Source organism: Clostridium sp. MT-14 (genome assembly GCF_042436595.1).
GTDB classification, from domain to species: Bacteria; Bacillota; Clostridia; order Clostridiales; family Clostridiaceae; genus Clostridium_B; species Clostridium_B aromativorans.
Genome location: NZ_JBHMIY010000072.1, coordinates 1 through 4,010, shown reverse-complemented (window position 1 = coordinate 4,010; position 4,010 = coordinate 1). Strand labels below are relative to the sequence as shown.

General features: G+C 26.2%; 5 protein-coding genes. All 5 read left to right on the top strand.

All coding sequences use genetic code 11. The features are described from left to right. Nucleotides 1–436: DNA adenine methylase (locus ACFHWD_RS20475; RefSeq protein WP_378062926.1), on the top strand; the 436-nt coding region annotated here is incomplete at its 5' end. Between the two features lie 129 nt (nt 437–565). Continuing rightward, entirely contained in the window at nt 566–1,357 is a 792-nt protein-coding gene (locus ACFHWD_RS20470; RefSeq protein WP_378062925.1) for an FRG domain-containing protein, read from the top strand. Nucleotides 1,358–1,370: 13 nt separating this feature from the next. Next, on the top strand, nt 1,371–2,306 hold the full coding sequence (locus tag ACFHWD_RS20465) for a ParA family protein (protein WP_378062924.1): 936 nt from the start codon (nt 1,371–1,373) through the stop codon (nt 2,304–2,306). After that, a complete protein-coding gene (locus tag ACFHWD_RS20460) occupies nt 2,299–2,718 on the top strand; it encodes a hypothetical protein (RefSeq protein WP_378062923.1) in 420 nt (139 codons plus the stop codon). The genes ACFHWD_RS20465 and ACFHWD_RS20460 overlap by 8 nt, the downstream gene beginning before the upstream one ends. 54 nt (nt 2,719–2,772) lie before the next feature. Then, nucleotides 2,773–3,534 (top strand): hypothetical protein, encoded by a 762-nt coding sequence (locus ACFHWD_RS20455; protein ID WP_378062922.1) that lies wholly within the window; start codon nt 2,773–2,775, stop codon nt 3,532–3,534. Nucleotides 3,535–4,010: the final 476 nt, after the last annotated feature.

The window sequence follows — 4,010 nt, the reverse complement described above, 5'->3', positions numbered from 1 at the left end:
TTTCTTCATGTTGATTAAGACAAGCTATGGAAGCGACCACAGATCATATGGATGCGTAAAGAAAAATGTCAATGTCATGATTCAGTATCTGACTGATATTCAGGAGAGGCTTTCTGGTGTAGTGATTGAAAATAAGGATTTTAAGGACTTGATTATAGTCTATGATAAAGAGGATGCACTCATATATCTGGACCCGCCTTATTATGGTACTGAAAGATATTATCAGGTAGAGTTTTCAGGGAAGGACCATATAAGGTTATGTGACTGCCTTAAGAATGTAAAAGGTAAATTCATTCTTTCATATAATGATTGTGAATTTGTTAGAAGCTTATATAATGATTTCAATATAGATGAGGTCCAGCGAAATCACAATCTTATGGGAAAGTATAGAGATAAAGAGCATAGGTATAGTGAGTTGATTATTAGAAATTATTAACTTATCTTGTTGAGTATCCTAAAGTAACATTAATTGCTTTAGGATTATTTTTATTTTTTGGAGGATTTTGATAAGTTTTGGAGAAACATATACTTTAAAGTATAAAAAAGAATTAAAAAAGAGGTTATTATGGATAAGTGGCTAGAAATAATTGATAAAGTTAGTTGGTTACAAAAACAAAATAAAATTTTATGGTTTAGAGGACATAGAAATATAGATTTTAAATTAAGAAGTACTTTATCTAGAATAGATAGCAATAAAAGAGTTATAAAGAACAAAGAGAGAGATATGTATAATTATTTTATAAACTATGGATATAAGTATATTGAAAAATTTATAGGGTTTAAGGAATGGAATATATTGTTCTTAATGCAACATTATGGATTGCCAACAAGATTATTAGATTGGACGAATAGCTTTATTAAAGCTTTATATTTTGCTAACAAAGGTAGAAATGAAGGAGAAGATGCTTGTATATGGGTATTAAATCCAATTGAATTAAATAGGGAATGTAATAATAGAGGATTTTATGTTGAAGATGATTGTTCGTATAATAAAATTAATCTCTTAACAATAGATAAATTACCTGAGAGAATAAAAAATTATATTAATTATTTTGAAGATAATATAGCAAGAGTACATTCTTTTGCGTTAGTTCCCAATATGAGCAATGAAAGGTTAGTAGCGCAGAATGGATTTTTTACGGTTCAAGGAACAGAATTATTAGATTTGGAAGAAGAGTATTGCGATTGTATAGATAAATTTTTATTTAAGATAAATTTGCCATATGCTACATATGAGCAATCTATCAATTTTATAAAAGTAAATGGAATTAATTGTTATACTATTTATGGAGGAGTAGATGGCTTATGCGAGTATATAAAAGATGAGCTTATGGGTATAAAAATGAATAATTTATAAAAGAGGGGTATAAATGTGTAATAAAAATATAGTTACATTTATAAATATGAAGGGAGGGGTATGTAAGACAACATTATGTGTAAATATAGCTAATACATTAGCTGAGATGGGTAAGAGGGTATTGGTTATAGACTTAGACCCACAATTTAATGCAACGCAGTATGCATTTTCAGTTATTTATGGGAAAGATAGCATGGAAAAATATAGAGCTTTAAAAAAAGAAGGTAAAACTATATTTCAAATTTTTAAAAAAGAAATAGAAGATATAAATAATGATGATGATAGCATTTTTACGTATAATGAGGACATTTCTAAAGATTTAGGTATAAATTTAATAGTAAATTTAAAAGATAATTTTGATTTTATGCTAGGAGATATTGAACTAATTAAAATGGAACTTAATCAAATAAGAGGAACAGAAAATATTTTAGATGAATATATTGAAAAAAAGTCTTTAAGATCTAATTATGAGTATATATTAATTGATAGTCCTCCTACGTATTCATTCTTTTTTAGGAGTGCTCTTATAGCTGCAGACACATATATATCACCTGTTACTCCTGACTATGTTGCATCTTTAGGGCTATCATTAATGACAAAAGCAATAAAACAAACGAAAAAATTACGGCCAAGAGAGAGAAGAGAAATCAATTTATTAGGTATCGTATATACGCTCATAAATCCATCAAGTACAATTCATGAACCCATTATAGAAAACATAAACAGCACATTATTGAAAAATTCTAAGAAAGCTATAAATGTAAATGAAACTATTAGGAACTTAGAATCAACTCCATTTAAAGAATACATATATAGATATATTTCTATTCAAAGAGGAGTAGAAGTTGGAAATTTTATGTATGATATTAAAAATAATGATATATCGAGGAACATAAAACTTATAACTGAGGAGTTTGTAAATAGAATGGAGAGAATAAATAATGAATAAAAGAGATGAGGAGTTTGTAAAAAAATATATAAATAATATAAATGTTATAAGTGAAAATAAAACTGAATTGTATATGATTTTAATTCCCTTAATTTTATCTAAAAAACTTATAAAAAAGAGAAACCAATTACAGTACTTTGTTGAAGAAGTAATTATAACTGAATTTGCTAAGTATGCATATAATTCGAGAACCATTTTGGTAGGTAAGTTAATGAAATATATAAATGATTTGCCTATAGAAGAAGCAGTTTCAGTAAATGAAAGAGTAGTTTCATTTATTAAAAAATTGATATTGGAAAATAATGAAGATAGTACAAATAAAGAAGTAAAGAAAAAAACTAAAAAAATGACACATTTTTTTAGTGATTGGGATAAAGTTATTAATGATAATTCAGAAACAGATAAAAAGTAATGTATAATTAATTGTAATTTTACAAAATTATGATAGTTAAGAGGAGATAATTTCGTGAAAAAATTAAGCTACTTAAAAGGATTAGAAGATTGTTATTTATTTTTAGTTAAATTTACTAAGCAAAAGTATGTTAATGATATATTAGATGGAAAATTATACATGAATAATCTTAAATATTTTATTGAATTAGAAAATAAAACTCATATTAAGGGACAAGGAGATAGATTTGAAGCTGGAAATGTCATGAATAATGTAACTATGAGGCTCTATAAATCCGGAACTAAAAAACTGATTTCGAAGATACCAATAAAAAGAGTAACAATGAGATATAATTTTTATGAGAAAATACCTGTATTTTGTTTAACAGTATTTGGTACAAATGATTTTGATATATTCGAAGAAACGAATAAATCTTGCAAAATCAAGCTTAACATTAATGATACCGATAAAAATAATATAATAAATAATTTTGGAGAAAAAGCAGTAATCATAAGGTTGGATAAATTTATAGATAAAATAGAAAAATACAATGGCAATAATAGCAATAGTCTAATATATGGCAAAGTTCATTATGAAGACTATAATGTAAATAGTATTAATAGATATAAAAATTATGCTAATGATTCACTTGAAGTACTGTTTACGAAAGATATATATTTTAGTCCTCAAAGAGAATTTAGAATTATTTCTGGTAACAATTATACAAATGATTATTTTGTAGCTAATATAGGTACCTTGAGAGACGGGGGAGCATATGTTTTGGATACAGATGAATTCTTAAATAGATTGGAATTTGAATTAAACTTTATTAAATAATTATTTACATTGTTGATTTTTGAGTTTTAAAAAATTTTATTTGTTAACTTATGTTTTGAAACAGAATAAAATTTTGCGGGGGATTCGTTGTCTATAAAGTGATTTTTAGTGTCATAGATAATTTCCAATTAATAGCTGCAGGTTATAGGCCGCCTAAAAGATAAAGAAAAGCTCTGGTGAATCCAGGGCTTTCATAGATGGTATAAATATTATATAATATATGTAGAAACTCTAATAATAAAATTAACACATTCACATGGGTATAAGGTATTGGAATATCTGCTTTTGATGATAATTTCTTTAACACATTTTTAACACATTAGTTATATATTCATGCAGAAAGATATCTTTTTTTATAGCGAAATAATTAAGTTAAGGCAAGTATTATCAACAGATGTGGACAACTATCTACTGTTATCTTTGGCAAAATACGAATCCAGAGGCCGGGAGTTCGAATCTCCCTGGGTGCACCATTA